The 13,761-nt window shown below is 52.8% G+C and carries 10 protein-coding genes and 1 pseudogene; 5 read left to right on the top strand and 6 right to left on the bottom strand.

What is annotated here, in order from left to right; genetic code table 11:
* Positions 1 to 147 precede the first annotated feature (147 nt).
* Positions 148 to 1,578 (top strand): IS66 family transposase, encoded by a 1,431-nt coding sequence (locus KTE_RS29085; protein WP_201387612.1) that lies wholly within the window; start codon positions 148 to 150, stop codon positions 1,576 to 1,578.
* A 546-nt stretch (positions 1,579 to 2,124) separates the two neighbouring features.
* Entirely contained in the window at positions 2,125 to 5,046 is a 2,922-nt protein-coding gene (locus tag KTE_RS29080) for a PAS domain S-box protein (protein WP_201387611.1), read from the top strand.
* Positions 5,047 to 5,523: 477 nt separating this feature from the next.
* Here KTE_RS29080 and KTE_RS29075 read toward each other — a convergent pair whose 3' ends face one another.
* The 5 genes and pseudogenes from KTE_RS29075 to KTE_RS29055 form a co-directional block, all read right to left on the bottom strand.
* Positions 5,524 to 5,997: a GNAT family N-acetyltransferase gene (locus KTE_RS29075; RefSeq protein WP_201387609.1), complete on the bottom strand. Its 474-nt coding sequence runs from the start codon at positions 5,995 to 5,997 to the stop codon at positions 5,524 to 5,526.
* 107 nt (positions 5,998 to 6,104) lie between these two features.
* The gene (locus KTE_RS29070; RefSeq protein WP_201387607.1) at positions 6,105 to 6,401 is read right to left on the bottom strand and encodes a hypothetical protein; all 297 of its coding nucleotides are present in this window, start codon (positions 6,399 to 6,401) and stop codon (positions 6,105 to 6,107) included.
* A gap of 74 nt (positions 6,402 to 6,475) precedes the next feature.
* The gene (locus KTE_RS29065; protein WP_201387605.1) at positions 6,476 to 9,325 is read right to left on the bottom strand and encodes a membrane dipeptidase; all 2,850 of its coding nucleotides are present in this window, start codon (positions 9,323 to 9,325) and stop codon (positions 6,476 to 6,478) included.
* A 246-nt stretch (positions 9,326 to 9,571) separates the two neighbouring features.
* Positions 9,572 to 10,129, bottom strand: coding sequence for a TetR/AcrR family transcriptional regulator (locus KTE_RS29060; protein WP_201387603.1), 558 nt, complete (start codon positions 10,127 to 10,129; stop codon positions 9,572 to 9,574).
* Between the two features lie 589 nt (positions 10,130 to 10,718).
* Positions 10,719 to 11,838, bottom strand: a pseudogene (locus KTE_RS29055) (IS3 family transposase).
* A gap of 173 nt (positions 11,839 to 12,011) precedes the next feature.
* Here KTE_RS29055 and KTE_RS29050 point away from each other — a divergent pair.
* Genes KTE_RS29050 through KTE_RS29040 form a run of 3 tightly spaced genes read left to right on the top strand, consistent with a single transcriptional unit; the run spans position 12,012 to position 12,786 of the window.
* The gene (locus KTE_RS29050; protein ID WP_201387602.1) at positions 12,012 to 12,254 is read left to right on the top strand and encodes a hypothetical protein; all 243 of its coding nucleotides are present in this window, start codon (positions 12,012 to 12,014) and stop codon (positions 12,252 to 12,254) included.
* Positions 12,158 to 12,472 carry a recombinase family protein gene (locus KTE_RS29045; protein ID WP_201391009.1) on the top strand — a complete coding sequence of 105 codons (315 nt, stop codon included), beginning with the start codon at positions 12,158 to 12,160 and terminating at the stop codon, positions 12,470 to 12,472. Before KTE_RS29050 ends, KTE_RS29045 begins: the two co-directional genes overlap by 97 nt.
* The gene (locus KTE_RS29040; RefSeq protein WP_201391007.1) at positions 12,445 to 12,786 is read left to right on the top strand and encodes a recombinase family protein; all 342 of its coding nucleotides are present in this window, start codon (positions 12,445 to 12,447) and stop codon (positions 12,784 to 12,786) included. Before KTE_RS29045 ends, KTE_RS29040 begins: the two co-directional genes overlap by 28 nt.
* 282 nt (positions 12,787 to 13,068) lie before the next feature.
* Here KTE_RS29040 and KTE_RS29035 read toward each other — a convergent pair whose 3' ends face one another.
* The gene (locus tag KTE_RS29035) at positions 13,069 to 13,311 is read right to left on the bottom strand and encodes a nitroreductase family protein (RefSeq protein ID WP_201387600.1); all 243 of its coding nucleotides are present in this window, start codon (positions 13,309 to 13,311) and stop codon (positions 13,069 to 13,071) included.
* Positions 13,312 to 13,761: the final 450 nt, after the last annotated feature.

Here is a 13,761-nt window from a genome sequence, read left to right as displayed (position 1 = left end):
CTTTTTAGTATACCACATTACTCATCAGCAAGGTTGCGTAAGATTCATAACTTCGCCACTCCTGACTTATAACCTCGCCTTTTCGTAACTATTCAGGTTCTCTAAAAAGACTTGCATTGTGCACAAGAAATCAGGTACGCTCTGCATATGGACCGAGATGCTCAAATCGACTGGCTGATCCAAGAACTCACCACGGTGCGTCGTGCATTGGATGAAGCCCTCCAAGAAAATACGCGCTTGAAAGAACGCATTCACGAGTTGGAGTGCCAGCAGAAGAAAGACAGCCATAACAGTGGCCTGCCTCCTTCTTCTGACCGCTTTGCGCGTCGTCCTCGCTCTGGACGTGAGCGCAGCGGCAAGCGTCCTGGTGGGCAGTCTGGTCATCAAGGCCGTTCGTTGCTGCAACGGCACGACCCAGACCAGATCGTGGTTCATCGCCCAATGCAGTGTGAGCATTGTTCCTGTGACCTGCGTCTGACGCCAGCCCGGCCCACCGCACGCCGACAAGTGCTCGATCTGCCATCTCACCCCCTTCAGGTGACCGAGCATCAGGTGCAGCAGGTAGCCTGCCCTGAGTGTGGAGCGCTTTGCAGAGCCGACTTTCCAGTCGGAGTCAGAGCACCCGTGCAATATGGACCTTCTCTGCAAGCCTTGGCTGTGTATCTGAGCCAGGTCCAATTGTTGCCCTATGCTCGGGTGAGCCAGGTTCTTGAAGATCTCTTTGGGCATCGGCTTTCCGTTGCAAGCATTGAGGGCTTTGTCATCCGTGCTCACCAGAGCCTTGAACCCGTTGAAGAGGCCCTCAAAGAAGCGCTCATCACCCAGGACGTTGTCAATCAAGATGAAACCGGCCTCTACGTCCAAGGCAAACGCCACTGGGTTCATGTCGTCTCAACCCCTCAGCTCACCCATTATGCGCATCATCCTAAGCGTGGGCGAGAGGCCCTGCAAGCCATTGGCATCGCTTCGCGCTTGCAAGGGCTGAGCGTGCATGATGGCTGGAGCAGCTACTGGGCGTACGGCAAGGGCCATGCCCTCTGCAATGTGCATCACTTGCGAGAACTAACCTTCTTCGCCGAAGAAGAGCATCAGCTCTGGGCGAGTGAGATGAAGGTGCTGCTGCTGTTGATGCGTGAACTTGTTGCTCAGGCCAAAGCTCGAGGATGGAACGCCTTTGCTGAGCCCATGCAAGTGGTTCTCATGGAGCACTATCAGCAGATTCTTGAGCAAGGCTATCAATCAGTTCCGGCCCCGCCTCTCGCTCGATCAGGCAAACGAGGCAAATCCAAGCAACACCCAGCACGCAACCTTTTAGATCGGCTTCGCATCCATGCTGATGCTGTGCTGGCCTTCGTGCGTGATTTTCGTGTGCCTTTTGATAACAATCTGGCCGAACGGGACCTACGGATGCTCAAGGTGCAACAAAAAATCTCTGGCTGTTTCCGCTCCGTCCAAGGGGCTGATGCCTTTTGCCGTCTGCGCAGTTACGTTTCCACCATGCGCAAACAAGGCCACCGCCTGCTCACTGCTCTTGAAACGGTGCTCGCTGGTGCTCCTCTCTTTCCCTCCTTCTCGTGAACCTGAATAGTTACGCCTTTTTTAGGTGAACTCAGAAAATGATCGATTTCCCGAGAAAATTTTGTTTGAGTACCATTTTTAGGCGAATAATTACGTCAAAGTGGCGAAGTTTGGATCTTATACTGTAAATTTGCAAATGCAACTGGCTGGAACTCGATCGCAAGAGTCGCCCTGGATGTTCCCCGCACCTGCCTTTTTCGTCATACCTAAGCCCGTGAGAAAGAACGGAACGACCAACAACGAGAAGCCGCTACTGACTTTTGCAAGAACGGTTTCCCATAAGAAAAGAAGCAAAAGAAGCAGCGTTCTCGGCACTGTTTCCCACATTTCGAGGATGCTCTGCTTCTAGAGCGTTCTGCGAGGCTGTTTGAGCATCTCTCGTTGGTGCTCGTTCTCCTGTTTCTTCGAGACCTGGTACGGGAGTCCAGTCCAGCTTGCTTGTTTCTCACAGATATCACATCATTTCACTAGACGTGCTTTCGGTTCGAGCAGGAATGCATCTTCGTTCTCAGGGATGGGGTATGGGAAAGAGAGAGTTACCGTCGTATGTCCACTCCAAAGCGAACAGAGCGTGTCACTCCTGCGTCGAGTGAGACCCTCCTCACCATGCTTGAGACGCTTCCTGGCGCCTTGTTTGTCGTCGATGACACCGAGACCATTGTGTATGCCAATGCGAGTGCGCAGGCCATGCTCGGCGCCACACCCGAGGCATACCTTGGGAGCAGCTTCTGGCGCTGCGCGACGCCTCTGGTGAGCATCGCGCTCTACCAGGCCGTGCGCAAGACCAGACAGACCCGAACATTGACCGAAGTGCAGTATGTTTCGCCTGTCACCCAGAGTTGGCTGCACGTACACCTCGCTTCCACCGTCGGGGGACTCATGTTGCAGTTCCACCAGATGAGAGCACCAGCACCACGCCAGGAGACGTTTCCCCAGGGCGAGCGCCTCTGTATCAATGACCTGGATGGCTTGCAGACCGGGATCGGGCTCCTGACACCCGAGGGAATTGTGTTGGATATCAATGCGGTCCCCTTAGACGACGCGCAGGTCCGACGCGAGGAGGTGATTGGCAAACCGCTGGCCGAGACCTCCTGGTGGTCCTTTGCTCCTGCCAGCCAAGAGCGGCTCCGCGCAGCCATCGCGCGAGCCAGCAGGGGAGAAACGGTGCGCTTCGAGGCCCTGGTTCGCCCGAGGGAAGGGATGCTCCTTTCCTTTGAGAGCGTGATCACCCCCCACATGGATGCGAATTACCACGTCGAGTACCTCGTCATCGCCGGCATCGACATCACCACGCGCAAGCGAGCCGAAAGAGACATCCATGCCCTCATCGATGCCATTCCCCAGTTGGTCTGGACGGGGCGACCGGACGGGTACGTCGACTCGTATAATCAACGCTGGCGCGATTATACGGGCCTGAGCACCGAAGAGGCCCAGGGGGAGGGATGGATGCAGTGTACGCATCCGCAGGACCGGCAACGCGTCCTGGAGACATGGCAGCGCGCCGTCCAGAACGGCGAGCCCTATGAAACGGAACAGCGCCTGCGCCATGGCACGACCGGGGAGTATCGCTGGTTCCTGATGCAAGCCACACCCTACACCGATGCCCAGGGTACGATCCTCAAATATATTGGTACCTGCACCGATATTCATGACAAAAAGCGGGCCGAAGCAGAACTGCGTTCCCTGATCGATGCCATCCCCCAATTTGTCTGGATCATGCGTCCCGATGGTTCTGCTGAATACGCGAACTCACGCTGGTGCGATTATACCGACATGACCTCCCAACAATACCAGGGGGACGGCTGGCTCCAGGCCATCCACCCCGATGACCGGCAACGCGTCCTGGCGGGGTGGCAGAGCGCCGTCCAGGCAGGCAGGCCCTATGAAGCGGAACAGCGCCTGCGCAATGGTATCACCGGAGACTATCGTTGGTTTCTTGCCAGAGGAGCACCGTTCAAAGATGCGCAGGGCACGATCCTGAAATATTTTGGCACCAGCACTGACATCGATGAGCAGAAACAGGCTGAACAGAAAATCAAAGCCAGCGAGGAAAACCTGCGGGTGCTGGCCGAAATGGTGCCACAACTGGTGTGGACGAAACGCCCCGATGGCCAGTTCGCGTACACGAACCAGCGGTGGCGTGACTACACCGGATCGACGCTTGAGCAACTACAAAGCGACCAATGGGCTCACCTCCAGTTTCTCCATCCAGATGATCATAAAGGCAACCGAGCGCACTGGCTGCATGCCCTGGACACAGGAGACATGTTTGAGTACGAACAGCGTCTAAGAAATGCTCACACTGGGGAATATCGCTGGTTTTTAGTCCGCGCCATGCCCGTGCGTGATGAAGTGGGTCAGATCGTCAAATGGTTTGGCACCAGCACCGATATCGACGAGCAGAAGCGCATCGAGGAAGCCTTGCGCCAGAGTCAGGAGCGCGCAAGCGTCCTGATGAACTCCAACATTATCGGCATCTTTGCCGACGAAAGGGAGCAGATTGTGGACGCCAACGACACCTTTCTGCGCATGACCGGCTATACTCGCGAAGATCTGTGCGAAGGACGCATCAACTGGATGCAGATGACGCCTCCAGAGTATCTGGCTTCTACCCAGCAGGCCCATCAGGAACTGGCCGCCCAGCGGTCGGTAACATATGAGAAAGAGTACATCTGTAAAGATGGCAGTCGCCTTCCTGTGCTCGCGGGTGGGGTCGCCTTACCGCATTCCCCATGCAAAAGGATCGTCTTTGTGCTGGATAATTCGGCCCGCAAGGAGTTAGAGCAGCGCAAGGATGACTTTATCAGCATGGCCAGCCATGAACTGAGGAACCCGCTCACGGCCTTCAAGATGCAGACTCAACTGGCACGAAAACGACTGGAAAGGCAATCCCATCACGAGGCTGCCACAGCGCTTTCCAGGGTAGAGGGGCCCGTCAAGCAACTTGAACGCCTGATTGGAGAGTTACTGGATGTCTCCAAGATCCAGGCGGGCAGACTGGAGTATGTCTGGGAGACAGTCGATCTGGATGCCTTGCTACAGGACATTACCGACACCATGCAACAAACTCATCCGAGCCATACCATCATGGTGCGTGGCACCGTGGGGACCAGCCTGATCGGAGATCGAGACCGACTCGGACAGGTCTTTATCAATCTGATCAGTAATGCCATCAAGTATTCTCCGGATGCCGAGACGGTCGAGGTGGACCTGAGCGCCTCCGAAGATGCGGTCACGGTCCATGTCCGCGATCATGGCCTGGGCATCCCGCGAGAGCAGTGCGACAAGATTTTTGAGCGGTTCTATCGGGCCACCGATCCCAGGCAGAGAGCGATCCCCGGCTTGGGAATGGGATTGTACATTGTGGCAGAGATCGTCAAGGGCCACGGAGGAACGATCACGGTGGACAGTGAAGCCGGGAAAGGATCGACCTTTACGGTGACCCTGCCCCGCAAGAGGGATACCTAGCAGTTGACGCGCACACGACGTGTGTCATCGGGGTTGTGGTGCAGCGGAAGAAGAACGTGGTTGAAGGCCAATTCGAGCGCGAGAGAGCCTCGGAGAAGCGGTAATGCATGCAAAAAGAGCAGAGAGAGGGCGAGATTAGCGATCCAACGCTTTTTTCTCTGTGTTGTTCACCCGCTCTGTAAGCCAGCCCAGAGTTTCGACCACGTTCTTCTTCCGCTGCACCACCTACCCCGTTCCCTCCTTTGAGGAATGCAGCACGAGTTGCACGCGACGTCCTCAATTTACAAGGCGTCGTTAGTGACAACGTGCTTTCCCAAAAGGCTTTGGTCTATGGTACCAGATGTGTATACATTAGGGGTAGTAAATAAGAAAAAGAGGATCTAAAGTGGGTTACCTATGATATGCATAAATTTGCGCTCGTTTCCAGTGAAAAAATTGCAGTTGCCTCCTCCATTTCGTGTCCCAAACAACCTGTTTTCACAAACGACGCCGAAATAAGACGCGATCCACGCCAGATCCATCATAGTTCGTGGTAACTGCAATTCCATCGGTTTCTGCATCCCCGGGGAGGATCTCAAAGCCCATCCTTGTATGAAAGGCAATCGATCCCTTGTTGACTGGGGAAGTGATGGAAAGCACTTCAGTACATCCCAGATTGCTAACCACTCCAAAGAAGTGCTGATAGAGGCGGCGACCAATTCCCTGCCCTCGGTAATGTGGGTCGGTTCCAACAAAGTGAATGTACGCTTGGGTAGGAGTAGTTTGAGAACGAAAACCGACAAGAAACCCTTGTATAACCCCATCCTGCTCCATCACAAAGCTGGTCGGCTGAAAGTGCTCAAAGAAGAGTTTGGGAAGAAGGCTGGCCATAGGGCGTCCACCCCACCATTCATCCACTACTTGAATAATTGGATGATAATCTTTCACTTCTAAATGACGTAAGATGCCCATCGCTCCTTCTTTCTCTTAAAATAATGCCCAGAAAATGGCAGCACCAGCCACTACCTAGTGCAGCATACCAAAAAAAACATAGAAACACAAGAAAACCACCACCCTCATCACCTCCTTGGAAGCGAAGTCTGGGCCAACTGAATAGCAACGTGTGAGGGAGCGACAAGCGCCCGCAAAGGGATGAGTAAAACAAGCGCTAAAGGAGCCTCCTGATTGAGGATAATCTGACGGATGCGGCCCAAAGTATCTATGAGGAGAAAGCCGCTGATCTGAAAGACATCACGCACCATGCGCACTGGCCCATAGTGCTGCAAGGGGGAGGCTGGCGTTGTGTGCCAATGCTGTATCCAGATTACGACATTGTGAGCCAAACTTACCAGGCTTTTTGGTATGGCAACAGCCATCACCGTATGCCTTTCTCATGTGTTTTCGGGTCTTCACCCGCTTGTGAGACTACATAGCATAGCAGGCAAGCCAATTATATTTGGATTTGCTGTTTCTGCTGCTCACACTTCTCCCACATAACAATATAGTCATTGGCAGAGCGGAACAGCGGTATCAGGTCAGTATCGGTAAGGCCGACATTTTTGAGGTCCTGAAGCATATCTGGCAGCATACCGTAGTGCGCTACCCCATCAATATTAATATCGAAGTCGCGTTGACCAGCATAACTGCGCGTTAATGGCGTGTTGTTGCCCTGCATGGACTGCCAGCGCTGCCAGATGGCCAGCACTTTGGGATAGAGATCTCGCACCTGTCGCGCATCAGAAGATGAGGGTTGCTGCCCTGTTTTCACCAGGAAGGCCGTCTTCTCCTCAAAGGGAGAATTCAGGTCGAGTGGATCGGGTAAGATATCTAACTGGCTCTTCCTGGTAGCAAAAAATCCTTTAGCGAAATTGAGGGCTGGCCTGGTAGCGTCAGGAATAGTGTCATTCGTCCAGGGATTTAAGCCAGCGTTATAGAGACCCATGGCCTGCCAGATGTCCTGATCGGTCGTGTTGTACACATCGCCCAGGAGGACACCCTCAAAGCGATAGTGACGAGGCGAGATGATTGGCGCATCGTAGCGCACGCCGTTGCTTTGCGCAGCGACCTGTTGCGCTCGTAAGGGGTTACGGATAGTATCGGGTCCGTAGCCACTGATATTATAATCGAGGTTGTAACCGGCGTTCATGCCAAAACGCGGGGCTGGGAAGCGCGCAAAACCGTTGACATCCGTTCCAATGGCTACCCCCTGACCACCCATGTGGGTGATGGCGTAGAGGTAGGATTGCGCCCAGGTCTTGGTTGAACCGGCACAATCGTTGTTGACCTTAGCTGTCAGCGAGGGGATGACGTCACTCACCGGGCGAATATCGTCCTGGTTGGTGATCGGGGCGATGACACCTCCCAGGTTCCGAATGCGCTGGATAGTGGCCGCTGTCTTTAACCCTTCGTGCGCGTATTTATGGCTATTATTTGTCTCTGTTCCACGTTGCCAGGACAGTTCGCGGAAGCCCGTATGCCCCAGAACTACCGGATAATTGTAGAGCTCAGCCAGGCCCAGGACTCCATCGACGCTCTTTTGCGACATGTGGTCCACATCAATGATTATGCCCAGGCTCATCATGGCCTGAATCATGTAGTTTCCGTGGATGGTCAGGCCAGCTCTATTGACGTGTCCGCCAGGAATTTTGGAGTAGTCCGGTGGATTATACACACCCAGGTCTCTCTCGATAGTTACTGCCGCCTCTGTGTCCTCGCCCAGGCGAAACTGTACGCCTGTGGCTGAACCATCTTCCACCTCATAATACTTTCCACGCAGATAATGATTGTCTACATTAAAGAGCTCCATGTACATCTGCGTTCCGCCAAAGGCATTGTTTGCCACATGGATGGGGAAGAGATGACGCACACCTAGATCATGGTACACATGCTGAAGGTAGGCCAGCACATCCGCGTCCACACACGTGTTGGAATCTCCAAAGCCGCCCAGTGTGTCTACTTCGATGCCGAGCACGATAACGAGCTTGTTTTCCCCAATAATTCGACGCGCATCAGCGGGAGTGTAGGCAATCTCCATCCAATCACTATGGCGGGAGGCCAGAGCTTTGAGCGCGGCGATCTGTACCTCTACCATGGTGATGTCGTCATATGCCATGGGTGCGTTAAATGCATTCGCCAGCGCCTCGTTATTGACGGCGTGCGCAACAATCAGGCGGAGTCCGCCCTGATAGGAACGCTTGAGCCAATCAATGTACATCTGCTGATGAATGATCGTGGTGAATTTTGGCCACCCGTCGAAGAGCGGGAAACCACCAACTCCATGCCCAATATCTATGCCGTAGCCTTTCTGCTCAGCCGCAGCCATCAATGGGCCAGTGTTAGAGACAATGCCTGTTCCATCTGCCCCATGCAGCGGTGAACACCAGGCCAGGGCCTGATCGATAGGACCATCTGGCTGACCCCAGAAAATGGCGCTCCCAAAGGCCAGGTTTGCGGCTGGATGGGTATGGATATCCGCCCACCCCCACAGGGGAGTGTTCACTGCTCCCCCATTGACTGCCACCTGGGGAGCCTCGGCGAGAAAATGGATATCAGAGATGTTGATATGACCCAGGGTAGAGTTATCAATGATGCGCACACGTGCTGGTTCACCAGCGAGCCAGCCCACATTCAGCACTTCCTGGCGCATGATCTCTGTTCCATGACCGGTAGCCTGATAAATACAGTAGAATTTGCCCTGACCAGGTATGCTCACCAACGGATATGAGCTGGTTTGCGTTGCGAAGGTACCCACATTGGTTGCCGTTACCCTGACTAGTAGTTCAAGACGATGGGTCTTCAGGTCTGTATGACCACTTATTTGGAAACTGAACCATGGATAGTTCGCATCAATAGCGAACTCATGCGATGTGAGGCTGCCAGTATGCTCATTCTCGGTGCTCAGCCAGTAGTTGCTGAGGTTCCCCACAGGATAGGGACCATCCCAATAATCCCCTCCTAGAGGGACCAGGCCGGGCTTCACCTGGCTGGCGCTAAACTTATCGCCGAAAATGGGTTGCTGGTCAAAAGCTCGTCCTTCTGCTTCCCAGAAAGAGAGGTCTCGTGACGCAATAGATACGTGTGTATGAGATCCCAGGGGACGAGCGCGCACAGTGTTCCAGGGTGCGGTAACCAGGCCTAGCAGGACTGCTCCTACGCCTGCCAGAAAAGTACGGCGCGAGAACCATTGTTGAAAAGAGGAACGAGCATTTGAAGGACCTTGGGATTCTGCCAGGCATTGCGAGCAAGCAAGCTCGCCATGAGAGATGTCTTTTCCACAGGTTGCGCATCTTTCTTCTTGCATTGTTCTATTCCTTCGCAAAGAACTGTGCTACTGTGTACCGCATTACAGAAAACACGCAGCAAAATACATCGACATTGTTTGATATATTCGAAGTGAAGAGCAAGCGTACTTATAGTTCCTCTATCTCCTCAGCTGCATATGCTGTTTTTGTCGTCCTGTCAGCGCAAACTGAAGCAGGAATGGCTCCAGTACTAAAAGCACCTGTTGAATTCGTTCCTCTGACACGCCGAGTGCGCGAAGATCCCACTAGACGAGAAACCTGGCAATAGTATCTTCGTCCGCTACGGTAACGCCCATAATCACGCTTTCTAGTATCTGGAAGGTTGTGCCTTGCAAGGCCAGTGTGACCAGCTCTAAAGAAGTATTTTCATTAGCCAGATGGCCCGCTTGTAGAAAAAGAGACAGGCGTAAAAGAAAGTAGTGCAGAACAGTGAATCGTAGCTCAGGGAGCCGGGTTTCGACAAGTAAAACACGGGCGAGATCGGCTTGGGATAGCGTAGCCCAGACGGCTCTGGGCAGCCCAACGGCGAGTTGCTCAGGACCAGGAGGAAGAGGAGCAATGGCGATATCGATAGCCTGACCGATAGAAGTGGTAAAATCTTCAACAACTGCCCTCAGTAGTGCTTCTCTGGTGGAAAAATAGAAATAACGGTTGCCTATCGAGGTACCAGCTTCTCGCACTATCTGTTGCATCGTCGTGGCGTTATACCCCTGAGGCACACAAAGATCACGCGTGGCAGTAATCAGAGCTTGCCGCATTTGTTGACGCCGCTGCTCACTACGCTCGGTGCTACGGTAAGGCATTTCTCGTTCCAACTACCATAGAATACTCTACTATGTTTCATACAGGAAGTATAGAATAGTGTCCTATGATAGTCAAGAGAAATGTATTTCTTAATGTGGTTTATTTAAACACTTTTCAAACACAGAATACCATTGAAAAATATTATTTGCTCGTTAGATAAGAATTATCTCTCAGGCTGAACTGCTTCGAGCAGGCCGCGCATATAGCTAGTGGCGTAGAGCCGACCCTGTGTAGTGTGTAGCCAGATGGATCATTGGTATCGCCCCCTAACGTGGGGACATGGGGATTTCTTCTGTAGAAGAATTGTCTCATCTTAACGACCTTGCAGCTATTGTAGTGCCTCCATTCGCCCCTCTACACGTCCCACCGCGGTTTGTTAGAGGGGTGCCTCGTTCCGTTGCAGACCAGGCCGGGCTTTCCGTCGTATGTGTTACAGTCTTTGCAAACCAGCGCCGATCCGAAATGCGTGTGTGCATTACCACATTCATACACTTCCCAAGTTCCACACCACTTGCACTTATATGGTGGTACCGTTTGTCTAGACAGAAATTGACCAATTTTGAGAGTAGACTCAGCAGTACGGAAAAGTCATGACGAATGCTCAGAGCGATACATCGCAAAAGGTGTTTTGTAGCCTAGCGACTGGTGATATCGCTCATGATGGTAAAAATGGAAGTAGTGAGTGAGTCCACTCCTCGCCTCTGAAACCGTTTGGTAGTCTTTGAGGTAGACTTCTTCATACTTCACACTGCGCCACAAACGCTCTACAAACACGTTATCTAGGGCTCGCCCTCGCCCATCCCAGCTGATGCGAATGTTTGAGCGAAGCAGACGAGCGGTAAACTCGTGACTGGTAAACTGAACTCCCTGGTCCGTATTGAAAATGGTAGGTTGCCCAGCCCCCAAAGCCCGGTCAAGCGCATCCAAACAGAAACTGGTATCCAGAGTGGTTGAGAGTTCCCAAGCCAGGACATAGCGGCTGAACCAATCAATGATGGCCACCAGGTAGACAAACCCTCGGGCCAGGCGAATGTAGGTAATATCGCTACTCCAGACGTGATCTTGGCTGGTGATACTTACTCCTCTCAAGAGATACGGATAACGCACACTTGGTTCGCCAGGTCGGCTCAGCCGTGGCTTGGGATAAATCGTCTCCAGCCCCATCCGTTGCATGAGCCGCCTGACGCGTTTGCGATCCAGCATATACCCTTGCTCTGCCAGGAAGGCGACCATCTTGCGCTTCCCATAAAATGGTGTCCTGGTATACTGTTCGTCAAGCAGGCGCATTAAGAGTAGATCTTCCTCACTCTCAGGGACCGGCTGATAATAGTAACTCGAACAGGCTAATCCCAACAACTCACACTGACGGACAATCGACAAGTGAGGATGCTCAGGCTCGATGAGGAGCCGCTTCTGCTCAACGGGAAAGACCAGATTTTTTTCAGGAAATCCAGCTCGACTTTGAGCTGACCGATTTCTTGATATAAGGTAGCGATGAGGGCTTCTTCGCTCTTGGCTCGCTCATTGCCGTTACGTGCGAAGATCTGTGGCAGTTCGATCCGCGCATTTGCTTTTTCCATTGCGTGATTTGAGTGGTGTGAACTCCATACTCTGATGAGATCTCGTTGAGGGTTTTCTGTCCCTTGATGGCTTCTAAGGCCACTTTCACTTTAAAATCACTGCTGTACTTCTTCGGTGAACTTGCCACGATCTTCCTCCTTGTGAATGTGCTCTCCCTCCTGCTATTTTATCTCATCCCCCTGTCCAGTTTTCCGCCCCCATTATACTTTTATTGTTTTGATTTGCGAGGGAGTGTAAGATTGTGGCACGCACAAGAAATACCGTGAGTATGTTGAGGGGCAGGAAGAGCCACCCGCCGAAATGGTGGCCTGGGCAGAGTGGATGTTGAATGGTGGATTAACCTATAACTACCTGGAGTGGGTGCTTGAAGTCGCCGCGCACAGTGGAAGGATCACGCCAGGTGAGGGGAAGCGCCCTCTTCCTCATGAGGTGATCATTGACGCTGAATTTATTGCCATGTATCTGGTGACGCGCAGGAAGATAATACCAGCCTGGAGCAGCAGGAGAAGGATTGCAGAGTACATGCGGCACAGCTCGACTTGATTGTGGTAGACGTAGTGCAAGAGATCTTCACAGGCACCGTCTGGAAGGAGCGCAAGAAGTTCATGGAGATGCGCGAGCGCTACCTGAACGGCGAGGTTGATAGCATTATGGTGCGCACTTATGACCGCCTCACTCGCATTGCTGCACACTTCTACATCATCTGTGAGGAGCTAGATGAGCTCGGCATGGTATCCTCGCTATCGCCAAGTACCTCGTAGACAACAAGATTCCAAGCCCCAATGGCAAATCAGACTGGACTTCCCGCACAGTACGCGCCGTGATCGAGCGCTCGCAGACACGCTACCGTGGCATCGCCTATGCCTATAAGTTTGAGAACACCAAAGAGTTCCGAGAGGACCGATGGGTGGCCGCTCGCAAGAGAGCACCACTGGAGCAGCAGCCACCTTTGCCGGAGGGCACTGTGGAGCGCATGATCTCCGATGAGTTGGCAGCAAAGATTGCAGAGGTGAATGAGATCATGGTGCAGGAGGCGAGCCGCAATAATAAGCACGAGGTGACTGCACTCCTGTAGGCGTGCTTCTTCTGTCTGTATCTGCTGCATTTACGCTAGCACATCCCCCCTTTCTTGTAGCCTGGTTTCTCGCTCTCGCTCAGCCTGTTTCTACAGCCTTAGCTACTGCTTGCTTATCTGAATGATATGCCCGACTCATTCCTTTAAAAGCACAGCTTTTTATCTAAAATACTGTATTTTGCTTTGCTGTGGCTAACACAATATCCATATTTCCCGGGCTTTTTAATTCTAGATAGAAGATGGCGGGTGGGCATCTGCCCACCCGCCATCTTCTATCTCAGTTTACCAGCCCTCGTGATGAATGAAATCCGTGGTCGCCTTGCGACCGCGTTTGAGTGAGGGTGAGAGGCGGTCCTGTGCTGGGTGGCCAACGGGAATCACGCCAACTGGAGTGACCTCAGACGGAATACCCAGTAACTCGCGGAAGTGCGCGAAGTTATGCGCGGGCACGCCCGCGAAGGCCGCTGCCAGCCCCTCATCAACAACTGCTAGCAGCAGTAGCATGACCGAGCAGCCAATATCCATGTGCCAATATGGAACTCTCAAACAGAACATTGGTGGTGCTCTACTACCCCTTCTCCATGCTGCCTTTACTGAGAAGCCGATCACAGAGGCGACACAGGCTGATGGAGTCCTAGTGGGCAAGTGGGGCAGAACTGTTTTTGTGGAGATGCAAAGTTAAGACTTCCTCAAGAATCTTGAAAGTGAAGGCGAATTCACTTGACAGAGGAGTGTCTAGAATAGGCCTGTGAGAGTGTCGTCCTCATAGGCTCACTCGCCATTTTGATGATGAGACTGGAAAGCATGAGCAACCGGACAAGCGAACCCCGAAACGCAGCCTCAATGCGTCTGTGAAAGGTCTACCTTTTGCCGAAGAGTCTACCATTCCAGTGCGCATGAAGGGTCTACCACTGCTGAAAGATCTCCTATCATCTCGAAACGTCTCTCTTCTTCAGAAAAGTCTACCTTTGCAAT

This window comes from Ktedonobacter sp. SOSP1-85, from assembly GCF_016587415.1.
In the GTDB taxonomy this organism is placed as follows: domain Bacteria; phylum Chloroflexota; class Ktedonobacteria; order Ktedonobacterales; family Ktedonobacteraceae; genus Ktedonobacter.
The sequence above is the reverse complement of the archived record's forward strand: the minus strand, read 5'-3'. Positions and strand labels throughout refer to the sequence as shown.